The following is a 13708-nucleotide window of genomic DNA, read 5'->3' as shown; positions in this document are numbered from 1 at the left end:
AAGCATCATGAGCGTCTCGTCGATCGGCATCCGGCGATGGCGTCGCCGATGGCGGGTTCGGTGACACCATCGCCCTGCCGCGCACCTCGGGCCCACCCGAGGTCATGCACCGGGCGGTGTCGGTCGTTCGACCGACTGCGGGCGGCAGCACCGCTGGATAGGTTGCGAAGGACGCCCGGAGCACCTGGAGGAGCACCATGACGACCACCCGGCGGATCCTCACCGGTCTGGCCACCGCAGGTCTCTTCGTCTCCGTCGTCGGCGCGGGATCCGCCACCGCCGCGACCAAGGGCAAGATCTACATCTCCAACAACTGCGGCAAGGCCGTCTCCACGACGATCCACCGCACCAGCGGTGCGATGATCGCGGGCACCTCGGCCGCGCCGGCAGGCAGCTACTTCGGCTACCCGGTCGACCCCGGCACCTACGTGGTCCGCGTGCCCGCCGGGAACCGCACCGTGACGATCCTCGACCTCGGCGGCAAGGCGCACACGGCCGTCGTCAGGGCTTGCTGAACCGTTCTGCCACAACGCGATGGCCGTCACCGGCGTGGTGACGGCCATCGCGTCAGAACGAGGTGCAGCCGCCGACTTCCCAGTCCCGCAGCGAGACGTCCGCCATGGCGGACGCGGTCACCGCGACGGCGGTGTCGACCGGCACCGGGACCATCGACTCGATGATCAGAACCGTGCCCCGCGCGAGGTCGTCCATCCGCCCTGCCCAGCCCGGCGGCAGCAGCGAGATCAGCCGCGCCGCCGCTATCGAGGCGTTGGGGGCCACGTCCGGGTCCTTGGCCCGGAGCGTCACCTGGAACGTTCGCGTGTGCACGGTGCTCACCTGACTCTTCGAGCTGTCAGCGTTGGGTCAGAGGGAGGCGCACTGCCACCCGTTGCTGTCGGGGCACTCCGAACTGACGGCGGTGGTGCCCACCGCCTGCCAGCCGTTGCTCTCCTCGCTGGCGACGAACGCGATCAGCAACAACGCCGCGCCGAGCAAGATACCGGACAAACCGAGCGAGAGTTCGCGGCGCAGGGCGAGGTCGAACGACATTTTCTTCCCCCGGTGCAGTGACGGGTGGTTGTTGGACACCAAGAGATTCGCATTCTCCTGCTCGGTGCCGACAGATCCGCCACCTTCATCATGCTGTCCGGGCGGTGCAGCTTGCTGCCGCGTGATTGCGATTGATCACAGCCAGCCGCGATCTTTGGCGAGCAGGGCTGCCTGAAAGCGGTTCGATGCGCCTAAACGGGTCATGAGTTCGGCGACGTGCCTGCGGAACGTGCGCACCGACATGCCCATCTCCCGTGCCGCGATCTCGTCTTTGCTGGAATTGCTGAGAACGGTGAGGATCTTCTTCTCCAGCAGCTGGAGGTGTTCCTCGGTGGAGGGAGGTGCCTCGCTGGCCACGACCGGCCGGGCATCGCTCCACACCCGTTCGAAGAGGGCGATCATGCTCGTCACCAGGCTGGGCTGGCGGATGATCAACGCGCCGCGCGCGCTGTTGCCGGGGTCGATCGGGACGACGGCGACCGTGCGGTCGTAGATGATCATCCGTTCCATCGAGTGCTCGACCGAACGAACGTTCGCACCCAATGCCACGAGCTCCTGGACGTACCTCTCGGTGCGGTCGTCGGCCACCGCCTCGTGCAGCACGATCGTCCGCATCCGGACGCCACGGCGCAGGCAGCGCAGGTCGAGCGGCCGGGCGGCCTCGATGTACGCGGCGGACAGGGGGCCGTCGGGCTGCATCGCCATCACCTCGCGGTGGGCGAAGAAGGCGAGGTCGTCCAGGCGGGCGCGGATCTCGTCGAGTCCCTCGATGCGTTCGATGTCCGACGAGACCGGGCTCAGCCTGCCCGCCTGCTGGTCCTCGAGGAGCAACGGGATGGCGGTCCGCGCGGCCGAGACGTTGCGCAGTTCCTCGTTGAGGGCCTCGATGCGGCCCTCGATCAGCTTCTCGATTCCCACGACCGGGTCCATCGCCACCACACCCCGGTCGCGGTGGTGGCGCACGAGGCCGAGTTCCTTCAGTCTCTCGAACGCCCGGTCGATGGAGTGGCGATCTGTGTCAAATGTTATTTCGTCGAGGTCCGGCGCGAAATTCGGATGTCGTAGAAAGAACCGGTACAACATCTCCTCGATGGCCGTTAATCCCAGCTTGGACAGTACCTGTTCACCGGCCATCGGCTTCCCCCGAAACTATTTTCGCCTTATATACCACGACCCAGGCGGCATCAAACGTACCACCCGCCCGCCATCAGGGAAGCCTATAGGCGAAAGCGGCTCGGACGAGTTCGAAATTGCCGGTCGCCGGCTCACCACCGGGCAGGACGAGGGTGTCCTCCAGTCCGATCCGGGTGTCGAGGCCGCGGGCGAGCGCGATGCGCAGGACCTCCCACGCGGCGCCACCCTCGCCGTGCAGCAGCACGGGTCGGTCGAAGCCGGCCAGCTCCTCCAGCGCCGTCTCCACGGCGGCGGGCGCCGTCGCCGGGTCCTCGTCGGTGATCTCGGCCAGCACGCGCGTCACGAGGTGCGCGCGCGGCCAGTCGAGGAACCTCTTGGCGCCCTCCGTGCCGGAGAACAGCCCGGCCTCGATGCCGACTCCCTTGTCCAGCAACGCTTCGGCGACGATCTCGGCGCCGTCCTCGTGCCAGTTGACCGAGGCGTGGTCGGGCAGGACGGTCCACGACCTGATCAGTTCCGCCCGGCGGTGCGGTGAGGGGTCGATCCAGTCGCCCGTCGTCACGCCGACCGGCACACCCGGCACGGCGGCGCGCACGGCCTCGACCGCGGCGCCGACGTGCTCGGGGGACAACGTGTCCTGGTCCTGCGGGTCCTTCGGGTGGATGTGGACGTCCTGCGCACCCGCCTCGACCGCGGCCCGTGCGGCCTCAGCCAGCTCGGCGGGGGTGAACGGCAGATGATCGGACGCGGAGCGGGGCAAGGCCCCGTTGAGGCACACCTGAAGCACTGCCCGATGTTGGCACATGAGCGCGTGGCTCGCAGAGTTGTTCCACGCGGGCGAACCGCGCCACGAGTTCCCGCGCCCACTTCGTGATCGTGGCCGCGTCGAACAGGTCGCTCGAGTACTCGACGTACAGGGCTTCATCCGGCACGACGGCGACGTAGAGGTCCGTACGCGCGCACCCGTCCACGTGCAGTGGTGTCACACGCGTCCGCGCTCCTCCCAGGTCCACGCTCGCCGGCGGAGCCGTCATGACGCTGAACAGCACGTTCGGCAGGGTCGCGGGTTCGTCGTCGGGCAGCGCGGCCGCTAGCACGTCGGGCAGCGGCACGTCCTGGTGGTCCAGCGCGGCGAACAGGCGCCGGCCGACGTCCCGGACGAGGTCCTCCGCCCCCAGCCGGACGCGGATCGGCACGACGTCGCCGAGCAGCCCGACGACCTCGGCGGTGGCCGTCGTGCGCCGCGCACTGGAGAGCGGGAGCACCAGATCGTCCGTGCCCATCAGCTCGCCCGCCCAGGTCGCGAACTCCGCCGCCAGCACCGCGACCGGGGTGGTCCCCGCCGCGTGGGCCGTCCGGGTGAGAGCCGCCCAGGTGGTCCCGGGCAACGCCTCCCGGTGGAGCGCGCCGCGCCCGGTCGCCCGTCCCGGCCGGTCCGCCGGCAGCGTCCACCGCACCTCGGCCCCGGACAGCTCGCGCCGCCAGAAGTCCAGGTCGCGCTCGGAGGGCTCGGGCCGGTTCCGCACCACGTCGAGGAAGCTCGCGGGGTCGTCGAGCTCCTCACCGGCGTAGAGCGCGGACAGGTCCCGCCACAGCAACGGCATCGAGGCACCGTCGGCGACCAGGTGGTGCACGACGAGCACGAACACCCAGCCGCCGGCCGTCCGGGCGAGCGCGCACCGCAGCAGCGGTGCCATCGAGAAATCGAATGGGCGGTTCGCCAGCTCGGTGCACCACGCGTCGACGTCGGCGGGCTCCTCGACCGGCAGGGCGATCTCACCGGCCTCCGCGGCCACCTGCCGCGGCGGTGTTCCGCACACCCGTACGCGCAGCGCGTCGTGGCGGTCCACGAGCGCGTTCACGGCCCGGCGCAACCGTTCCGGGTCCAGGTCACCGGTGACGTCCACCCGGTAGGCCATGTTGTAGACCGCGGTGCCGAACGCGGTCTGCTTGCGCCACAAACGCTCCTGCGTCGCGGTGAGCGGTGCCAGGTCCAGGCGTCGTGCCATCGCACGCACGGTGGGCTGGGCGAAGAAGTCCGCCATGGAGCACGTGACTCCCAGCTGGGCCGTCGCGCGGTCCACCAGCCGGATGGCCGCGAGCGAGTGTCCGCCCAGTTCGAAGAACGGCGTGGTCACCGGCACCTCCTCCACGCCGAGTTCGGCGCACCAGAGGTCGTGGACGGCCTGTTCCGCTTCGGTGGTCGGCCGGGTGTTGACGTCCAGGGCCACGGACGCGGGCTCGGGCAGCGCGGCCCGGTCGACCTTGCCGCTCGCGGTCATCGGCAGCCGCTCCAGCGCGACCCAGCGCGTGGGGACCAGGTACGACGGCAGCACCCGGCGCAACGCGGCGGCGAGCCGCAGCCACAGACCCGGTTCGCCGGAGGCGCGCACGACGTACGCCACCAGTTCCGCCTCCCCGCGCTGGTCGCGCCGCACGACCACGGTGGCGTCGGTGACCTCGGGCAGCGCGCACAGCGCGTGCAGCGTCTCCCCCGGCTCCACCCTGTTGCCGCGGATCTTGGCCTGGTCGTCGACGCGCCCGAGGAACACGAGCCGCCCGTCCGGCCGCCACCGCGCCAGGTCGCCGGTGCGGTACCAGACCTGGCCGGACTGATCGCGCACGAACGCCGCGGCGGTCTCGGTGTCGCGGTTGCGGTACCCGCGGGCCAGCACGAACCCGCTGAGCCAGATCTCCCCGACCGCGCCGACGGGCACCGGCACACCGTCGTCGACCACGGCCACGCGCACCCCGTCGATCGGCCGCCCGATCGGCGGGGCGGCCGGTCCGGCGGCGGTGTCGACCGGGTGGTCGGTCACGATGATCGACGCTTCCGTCGGCCCGTACTGGTTGTGCAGCGCGCACTCCGGGTGCCGTGCGAAGAACGACCTGACCGCGGGGGTGAGCACCAGGGGCTCGCCGCAGCACAGCACGACGCGCAGCGACGGCGCGGACAGCCCGGACTCCAGCAGGGCGTTGAGCGGCGTGAACGGCATGAGCAGCCGCTCCACCCGGTGCCGCCGGACCACGTCGGCCAGCGCCGCGTGGTCGTGCCGCACCGAGTCGTCGACGAGCACGAGCGCGGCGCCGGAGGCGAGCGTCGAGAAGATCTCCTGCACGCTGATGTCGAATCCGGTGGACGTCCAGCCCAAGGTCCTCAGTGGACGGTGCTGGCGCTGCTGCCAGCGGACCACGTTCACCGGCCCGCGGTGCTCGACGAGCACACCCTTCGGCTGCCCGGTCGAGCCCGAGGTGTAGAGGCAGTAGGCGAGGTCGTCCGGCCTCACCGGGGGCAGCGGCACGGGATCGGCAGGGGCGGTGATGTCCTCGACCAGCAGCGTGGTTCCGGCGTCGAGCTCGGACCCGGCCGTGGTGAGCAGGACCCCGGCCCCGCTGTCGGAGATCAGGAACCTGCCGCGGGCGACCGGCAGCCTCGGTTCGACGGGCAGGTAGGCACCACCGCTCTTGAGCACCCCGAGCAGCGCCGCGACCAGCTCGGGTCCGCGCGGCAACGACACCGCGACGATCTCGCCCGGTCGCGGGCCCAGCGCCTGCGCGATCTCGTCGGAACGCCGCTGCAGCTCGCGGTAGGTCCAGCTGCCCCAGTCACCGGTCAGCGCGACGTCGTCGGAGTCGCCGACCAGCTCGTGCAGGCACACGTCCGGTTCGGGCACGGTGGCCCCCTGCCAGGACTCGATCTCGGCCCGGTCGGCGGGGCCCGCCGCCGTCAGTTCGGCGACCGTCACGTCCACGGCGGACACAGCGGTCTCCAGCACGTCGTCCACGCCCGCCAGCAGGCGGCTGATCGTGGCCGCGGCGAAGAGGTCGGTGCGGTACTCCGCGACACACCGCAGCCCGTCCGCGCTCTCGGTGAAGTAGAGCGAGAGGTCGTACGCGGACCGGCTGATCGGTGGATCCAGCACCGTGGCCGTGAGGGGCCCGAACTGCACGGGCTGTTCGGTCTCGTACTCCACGAGCACCCGGAACAGCGGTGTGCCCTCGCCGTCGCGGTCGGGGTTGACCGCCGCGACCAGCTCGTCGAACGGCACGCCGCGGTGCTCGAACGCGGCCAGCGTCCCCGCCACCACCCCGTCCAGCACCTCGCGGAACGTGCCGGAGGTGTCGACGCGCAACGGCACCAGGTCGAGGAACAGCCCGATCGCGTCCTGTGCACCCGGCGGGCGGGAGCTGATCGCGGTGCCGACGACGACGTCGGTCTCCCCCGCGTGCCGGCCGAGGACCGCGCTCACCGCGGCCAGCACGACCATGAACGGTGTGGCCTTCAGCCCCGGGTCCTTCGGCACGGTGCGGAAGACCCTGGTCACCGCCGCGCCCTCACCGGTCGGCTCGGCCGGTGCCGGGAAGTCGGCCGGCAGCCGCAGCGGGCGCGCGCCGTCGAGCAGGTCCCGCCAGCGCTCGACGTCCCCGCCGGGTTCGGCAGCGGGCACCGGCACGAGCGGCGGCAGCGGCACGCCCTGGTAGTGCGCGGCGATGTCGCGCAGGAGCACACCGGTCGACGCCGAGTCGAACACGATGTGGTGCGCCACGACGTGCACCAGGTGCCGGTCCGGAGCGGTGCGCAGCACCGCCACCCGCAGCAACGGTCCGGTGGCCAGGTCGAACCGCACCCGTGCCGCCTCGGCAGCCATGCCGGCGATCGCGCTGCGTTCGCCCAGACCGACGGCCTCCTCGAACGCCCACTCGACCCGCGGTTCCGGCCGCACCTCCTTGAACGGCACGCCGTCCTCGGCGCGGAACACCGTGCGCAGCGCGGGATGCCGTTCGACCGCACGGAGAACCGCCTTGCGGAACAGGTCGGCGTCGAGCTCGCCGTCGATCCTGACGAGCTTCGGCTCGTGGTAGAGCCCGCTGCCCGGTCGCAGCTGGTCCATGAACCAGATCCGCTGCTCGGCGGGCGTCAGGGCACGACGGGCCACCTTCGCCGCGCGCAGCAGGTCCAGGTGCCGCAACCCGTCGAGCACCCGTTCCCGCGGCAGCCCGAAGTCGACGAAGCACGCGATCTCGTCCGCCCCGGCGGCCACGAGGGTGCCGGCCACCCGAGCCGCGTCGGCGACGGACCCGATGAGCGCGCGGGACTCGGTGTAGCGCTCGAACGCCTGCCGCAGCACGAAGTCCGAGTCCTCGTCCGGCATCTCGGTCAGCCCCAGGCTCTGCGCCTGGCCGGCGAGTGCCAGTGACGACCTCAGGTACCGCAGGAACGGCTCACGGGCCTCCTCGCGGGCCGTCTCGCCGTCAGCGCCGAGGTAGGTGTGCACCAGCACGACCACCCGGCCGGCCTCGGGGTCCAGGCCGGCGTCGGCGCGGGCCTTGCGGTAGCGGGAGATGTTGCGCGCCAGGTCCTCGACGGACTGGGTCATCAGGTTGGTCAGCACGCCGAGCCCGGCCTCGCCGGCCTTGACGTAGCTGTCCGGGTTCCCGGCGATGGCGGTGAACATCGGCGGCATGTCCTGGACCGGGCGCGGTTGCAGCCGCACGGCCACGGGCTCCCCGGTACCGGACTGCGCGGTCACCTCGGCGCCGGACCACAACGCGCGGACCGTCTCCATGTGCTCGTACATCAGCTCGCGGTTGCGTGCGTACGCCTCCGGGGCGAGCGCGAAGTCCTTGGCGTGCCAGCCGCTCGCGAACCCGAGTCCGACGCGTCCGCCGGAGAGGTTGTCGACGACGGACCACTCCTCGGCGACCCGGATCGGGTTGTGCAGAGGCAGGACGACCGATCCCGCGTTCAACCGGACGTGCTCGGTGCGCGCGGCGATCGCGGCGGCCAGCACCGACGGGTTCGGGAAGAGCGCGCCGAACGAGTTGAAGTGCCGCTCGGGCAACCACACCGCGTGGAAGCCGTGCTCGTCGGCGAACTCCGCGGCGGCGAGCACGAGCCCGTACTTGTCCTGCTGCGCCTCGTCGGGGTAGTCGCCGAAGAACGACAGGCTGAAGTCGCACGAGGCGGGCGACACCGGGACGAGCGCCGGTTCCTCCGCCTCCTCGACCTCCTCGGTGACGGGGTCCCCTGCGATGAGCGTGGCCACGTCACGCGGGGTCGGCGCCACGGTGAACAGGTCCTTCACCGGCAGGCGCACGCCGAAGTCGCGCTCGATCTCGCTGACCAGTCCCATGAGGGCGAGCGAGTCCGCGCCCAGCGCGAGGAACGTCTCGTCCACCCTGGGCTCGCCGGTGAGTCCGAGCCGCGTCGCGGTCAGCCGCCACAGCCCGCCCAGGACGTCCGCCGGACCGGTCTCGACCGGCGCGACGGCCCGCCCGCGCTCGAACGGGTAGCCGGGCAGCCAGATCCGCCTGCCGGTCGCGACCCCGGAGAGGTCGACGTCGGCTCCGGCGGTGTACGCCGCCGCGAGGGCGTCGAGGGGACGCCCTCCGATCCACCGGGCCTCCGGTTGCTCGGCGCGGCCCAGCCGGCAGAGCACCGAGTCGGTGCCGATCTCGATCCGCGGCCCGCTGTCCCCCAGCTCCGCGAGGCACAGGTCGAACCGCATCGGCTGCCGCAGGTGGTCGGTGAGGTGCCGCACGTCCACCACGGACCCGACGGGCAACCGCACCCCGTCGACCCCGCGGACCAGCGGAACGCGCAGCGGCGTGAACTCGGCCTCCGCCAAGAGCCTCGCGAACTCGTCGACGACCGGTTCCACGAACCGCGAGTGGAACGCCCTGTCCACCCCGAGCCGCGTGCACGGCACCCCGGCACGGCGGGCGGCCTCCTCGATCGCGTCGGCGTCGCCGGACAGCACGTGGCTGAACGAGCCGTTGACGACGGCCAGGTCGGTGCCGCTCGCCCGAGCGACGGCCTCGGCCTGCTCGCGGGTCGAGTGCACGGCCACCATCCCGCCCGGCCGGGTGCGGTCCGTCAGCGCGCCGCGGGCGACCGTCAGCCGCAGCCCGTCGTGCCGGGAGAGCCCGCCCGCCACGACCAGCGCCGCGTACTCGCCGATGCTGTGGCCGACGACGACCTCGGGCTCCACACCCCACGAGCGCCACAGTTCCGCGAGCGCCACCTGGTACGCGAACATCGCGGGCTGCACGGCCAGTTCGGCGGTGGGATCGAGCAACGCTCGCAGGTCCGTGGTCTCGGACAGCTCGTCGACCACCGCGCGGAACACGGGGAACTCGGCGTGCAGCTCCGCCGCCATGCCCGCACGGGCCTGGCCCTGTCCGGGGAAGGCGAAGACCACGGGACCGGGGGCGGGCTCGGTCAGCGGAACGTCCAGCGCGCCGACGAGGCCGGCGGTGGTCTCGGCGGTCACGGCCATCCGGTGCCGGTGGCGCGGACGGGCGGCGAGCGTGGTGGCGACGTCGGCGACCGCGAGGTCCGGGTGGGCGGTGAGGTGGGCCTTGAGGGCGGTGACGGATTCGGCGAGGGCGCGAGGGGTTCGGGCCGACAACGGCACCACGGCGGCGCCGGAGGTCTGCCGCGGTGAGGGAACAGGCGGCTGTTCCACCACGACGTGGGCGTTGGTGCCGCCCACACCCAGAGCGGTGACACCCGCCCGCCGCGGTTCTGTTCCACCCCAACGACCACCTGCTGTGGCCAGCTCGAACGGCCCGAGGTCCAGCGCGGAGTTCGGCTCCCCCACACCCGGCGTCGGCACGATCTCGCCGTGCTCCAGCATCAGCACCGTCTTGATCAGGCCGACGAGCCCGGAGCACGTGTCGAGGTGCCCGACCGAGGCCTTGGCCGACCCGAGCCGCACCGGCCCGGGGTAGACCTCGCGCAGCGCGGACACCTCGATCGGGTCGCCCAGCGCGGTCCCGGTGCCGTGACACTCCACGTAGGACACCGACGAGGGTTCGACCCCCGCCCGCTTCAACGCGAGGCGGACGACTTCGGCCTGCCCGCTCACGCTCGGCGCGGTGAACCCGGCCTTCGCCGCGCCGTCGTTGTTGACCGCGGAGCCGAGGATCACGGCGTGCACGGCGTCCCCGTCGGCGAGGGCCTGGTCGAGGCGCTTGAGCACCACCGCGGCGACGCCGTTCCCGCCGACCGTGCCGTCCGCCTCCGCCGAGAACGGCCGGCACGCGCCGGTCGGCGACAGGATGCCGTCGGGATGTGCCTCGTACCCGGCGTCCTGCGGCAGGTGCACGGCGGCGGCGCCCGCCACCGCCACGTCGGAGTCGCCGGTCAGCAGCGACTGCACCGCGAGGTGGACCGCCACCAGGCCGGTCGAGCACGCCGTCTGCACGCCGATGGCGGGACCGGTCAGCCCGAGCCGGTGCGCGACCCTGGACGCGAGGAAGTCCGGCTCCACCCCGATCGCGGTCTGCATCGCGGCGGGCACGTCCGCGGCGGACAACGCGTCCTGGTGCCCGTACAGGTGCATGCCGGAGCCCGCGAAGACACCGACCCGCGCGGTGGTGCCGAGGCACCCGGCGTCCTCGAGCGCGCGGTAGCACTCCTGCAGGAAGAGCTTGTGCGCAGGGCTGGTCAGGTCGGCCTCGGCCGGCGTCATGCCGAAGAACGCGTGGTCGAACGCGTCCGCGTCGCTGATCTTGCCCATCGCGCCGACCCGGCCCGGGGCGTCGAAGCGGGTGATCGAGCACCGGCCGGCGCGCAGGTTCGCCCAGAACTCCGCCACGTCGTCCGCGCCCGGCACCCGCGCGGCCATGCCGATCACGGCGATCCGGGTGTCCGCCGAGACGGGCTCGGCCGTCACGGGCGCGGACTCCGCACCCTCCAGGTACCGCACCAGCGCCGCGATCGACGGGTGCGCGAAGAGTGCGGTCTCGGGGAGCGACACCCCGAGGTCGTGTTCCAGTTCGGTGCGCAGCCGTGCGAGCGTCACGGACGTCAATCCCAAGTCGTAGAAGGCCTTGGAAGGGTCAGCCGGTCCACCGCTCACCCGCTCGACGGCCGCGCGCACCAGCGAAGGCACGTCGGTGAGCAGCCGGCCGATCTCGCCGCGACGGATCTTGCCCCCGCCGGTGCGCGGGAAACGCGCGGGATCGACGACGACCACCCGTGCCACCGGCAGCCGCAGCCGTGCGAACACCGCGGCCCGGATCTCCTCCGCCGGCACCGGATCGGCCGATCCGACGACGAGCACGACGTCCTCGGTGGCCAGCCGGGTGTTGGGCACCCCGCACGCGGCGACCCACCCGGCAGGTGCGCCCGCGTCCACCGCGACCGCTTCGATCTCGTGGCAGAAGTGGTTCTGCCCGTTGACGATGACGACGTCCCGCGCCCGCCCGGTGATCACGACCTGCCCGTCCAGCACGTACGCGAGGTCGCCGGTGTCGAACCACCCACCCGTGGGTTTCTCCTGTCCGACGTACCCCGGCGTGACCCGTGCCGACCGCACCTGCAACGCGCCGATCCGCCCTTCCGGCAGCACTTCCCCGCCGCGCACGACCCGGACGGCGGCTCCCGCGGCGGGCGGTCCCACCGGCACGAACTCCACGCACGGACGGGGATCCCCGTCCGGCGCCAGTTCCAGCTCGCCGGCGAGGCTGTCCCGCACGACCCGGTGCACGCCGTCGGAGAACCGTCCGATGGTGATGCCCGTGCACGTCTCGGTCATGCCCCACGCGGGCCGCAGCACCGACTCCGGCAGTCCCAGACCGGCCGCGAACCGGCGCATCAGCCCGGCCGGGACCTGCTCACCGCCGCTGACCAGCGTCCGCACGTGCGACAGGTCCCACGAACGTCCCTCCGAGGAGTCCGCCACCAGCCGGTAGGCGAACGCGGGCGCCCAGCTGTGCTGCGCGCCGTGCTCGGTCAGAAGGTCCATCCAGCGCACCGGTTCCGAGGTGACGAGGTCCGTCGCCACGTGCACGTTGGAGGCGCCGGTGAAGACCGGCAGCAGGTGGTAGAGCAGCAGGGCGCCGCTGTGGTCGAGCGGCAACCAGTTCAGCGTCGTCTCGCCGGCGCGCAGGTCGAGGCTCTCCCCCGCCCCCACCGCGAACTCCACGAGCCCGCGGTGCGTCAGCGGGATCGCCTTCGCCGCACCGGTGCTCCCCGACGAGAGCAGCACCAGCGCCTCGCCGTCGTCGGCGCGCCCGAGCGGCTGGGGCGCGCGTCCGAACACCGGCACGGGTACCGCCCCGGCGAGCACGCAGGCCCAGAAGGCCGGGAAGAACTCCTGCAGCGGCAGGTCCGCGAGGACCACCCGCGAGCCGGGTTCGACGTCCGCGGACAGCTCGGTCGCGCGGGCGAGCAGCGAGGCGTAGGTGAGCGTGGTCGTGCCGGCCGCGGTCACCGTGGTCACCCCCGCACCGGGGAACCGGGCGGCGGCCCGGCGCAGGGCCGAGGCCAGGTCGAGCGGGAATTCCGCCGGGAACCTCAGCTCGGGTCCGCGGCACAGGGAGGTGGCCATGTCGGTCCTTCCACAGGTCAGGTGAGCCGGCGGGACACCAGTGCCAGCGCGAGCGCGCAGACGACGGCGACGGTGTGGAACCCGGCGACGACTCCGAGGACGGGGAGCGTGGGCAGCAACGCGGAGGCGACGAGGGTCCCGGACGCGAAACCGGCCGTCTCGGCCGTCGAGGACAGGCCGAACAACCGCACCCGGAGGTCGCCGTGGACCTCCTGCAGCCGGGACGTGTAGACGATCTCGGTGAGGCCGTCGGAGAAACCGGCGCACACCATCACGAGGATCAGCACCGGCCACGGCGGGCCGGTGAACGCGAGCACGAACGACGCCGACATCACGCAGGTGCCGACGACGAACGCGGTGGTGCTGTGGGCGAAGCGGGGCGCGACGAACCGCGCGGTGAACGCGCCGACCGCCCACGAGGCCCAGAAGCCGCTCATGAACACGGCGGCGTCCGCACCCGCGACCGCGGAGGCGTGCACCGGCAGCGAGAGGTTGTGCGAGGCGGACCCGAACGCGTCGGCCGCCCGCACGGCGACCAGAACGGCGATCGCGGGTCCGACAGCGCGCAGCAAGGAAGCGGAAGGGCCGGACGCGCGGCGCACGGGTGGCAGGGACTCGTTCCACCGCAACCGGGACACGACGAACGCGGAGAAGGCGAAGGACGCGGCGTTGACGGAGAAGGCCAGGACGAAGCCTCCGAACGCGATGATCGTGCTCGCCGACGCGTACCCGGCGATCACCGCCAGCGCCCGCCAGGTCACGAGCCTGCCGTTCGAGCGGGCGTTCTCCCCCTCCGGCACCAGGTCCGGGACGCTGGCCCGCACGCACACGTTCGAGATGGAGTTGCCCGCGCCGAGCACCAGCGCCGTCACCACGAGACCGGGCAGCCCCGCAGAGGAACCCAGCGCGGCCAGCGCGCACATCACCACTGCCTGCGCGAGGTCGCTCGACATCATGAGGCGCCGCAACCCCAGCAGCCGCACCAGTGACGGCGCGACGAGCCCGCCCGCGAACCCCGCCGTCAACCGCGCGGCCATCACCAGGCCGAGGCCCCACGCGCTGCCCGTCACCGCGTAGGTGAACAGGGACAGCGCGACGAGGTTGAGGAAGTTCCCGAACGCCGACACCGACACGGCGGTGACCAGCGCGGTGAACCGGGCGGGTGGCGCGAGCAGGGTGGTCAT

General features: G+C 72.4%; 7 protein-coding genes. 1 reads left to right on the top strand and 6 read right to left on the bottom strand.

Features of this window, described 5'->3' with window-relative positions; genetic code table 11:
* Positions 1–197: 197 nt before the first annotated feature.
* Entirely contained in the window at positions 198–515 is a 318-nt protein-coding gene (locus tag BMY74_RS38225; protein ID WP_089925241.1) for a hypothetical protein, read from the top strand.
* 52 nt (positions 516–567) lie between these two features.
* On the opposite strand, the gene BMY74_RS38220 is transcribed toward BMY74_RS38225, so the two are convergent.
* From BMY74_RS38220 to BMY74_RS38195, 6 genes are all read right to left on the bottom strand, one after another.
* Positions 568–828, bottom strand: a complete 261-nt coding sequence (locus BMY74_RS38220; RefSeq protein ID WP_143091869.1) for a hypothetical protein — start codon at positions 826–828, stop codon at positions 568–570.
* 36 nt (positions 829–864) lie between these two features.
* Positions 865–1050: a hypothetical protein gene (locus BMY74_RS38215; protein ID WP_143091868.1), complete on the bottom strand. Its 186-nt coding sequence runs from the start codon at positions 1048–1050 to the stop codon at positions 865–867.
* Between the two features lie 135 nt (positions 1051–1185).
* Positions 1186–2184, bottom strand: coding sequence for a helix-turn-helix transcriptional regulator (locus BMY74_RS38210; protein WP_143091867.1), 999 nt, complete (start codon positions 2182–2184; stop codon positions 1186–1188).
* Between the two features lie 73 nt (positions 2185–2257).
* Positions 2258–2944, bottom strand: coding sequence for a 3-keto-5-aminohexanoate cleavage protein (locus BMY74_RS38205; RefSeq protein WP_245786604.1), 687 nt, complete (start codon positions 2942–2944; stop codon positions 2258–2260).
* The gene (locus BMY74_RS38200; RefSeq protein ID WP_089925224.1) at positions 2892–12524 is read right to left on the bottom strand and encodes a hybrid non-ribosomal peptide synthetase/type I polyketide synthase; all 9633 of its coding nucleotides are present in this window, start codon (positions 12522–12524) and stop codon (positions 2892–2894) included. The genes BMY74_RS38205 and BMY74_RS38200 overlap by 53 nt, the downstream gene beginning before the upstream one ends.
* Positions 12525–12541: 17 nt before the next feature.
* A complete protein-coding gene (locus BMY74_RS38195) occupies positions 12542–13708 on the bottom strand; it encodes an MFS transporter (RefSeq protein ID WP_143091866.1) in 1167 nt (388 codons plus the stop codon).

The organism is Lentzea albida, from assembly GCF_900111005.1.
GTDB classification, from domain to species: domain Bacteria; phylum Actinomycetota; class Actinomycetes; order Mycobacteriales; family Pseudonocardiaceae; genus Lentzea; species Lentzea albida.
This window is presented reverse-complemented; position numbering and strand designations above follow the sequence as displayed.